Source organism: Pseudoflavonifractor capillosus (assembly GCF_016902575.1).
Lineage (GTDB): Bacteria > Bacillota > Clostridia > Oscillospirales > Oscillospiraceae > Enterenecus > Enterenecus capillosus_A.
This window is the reverse complement of the sequence record NZ_JACSNZ010000155.1, coordinates 1-260: the sequence shown is the minus strand read 5'-3', so window position 1 is coordinate 260 and position 260 is coordinate 1. Positions and strand designations below refer to the sequence as shown.

Sequence of the window (260 nt, the reverse complement as noted above, 5' to 3'; positions counted from 1 at the left end):
AGCAAGCTGCCTGCATTCATTCTTGTTGTCATGCTTTGCCTGTTCGCGACGCTCGCATTCCCTTCGTCTCGCTTCGCAAACAGAAATCTTACAATTTCTTGGTTTGCAAAGCTCGCTCCGGTCCATGCTCGCTGCTCACGACGGCTCCGCACTTCTTTGTAGGTCAAGCCCTCGGCTAATTAGTATCGGTCAGCTACACGCCTCACAGCGCTTCCACCTCCGACCTATCAACGACATAGTCTACGTCGAGCCTTACTCCA

At 52.7% G+C, this 260-nt stretch carries 1 rRNA gene; it reads right to left on the bottom strand.

From position 1 onward, the window contains the following. Nucleotides 1-159: 159 nt before the first annotated feature. Nucleotides 160-260 (bottom strand): 23S ribosomal RNA (locus tag H9X86_RS12300); the annotation flags it as partial.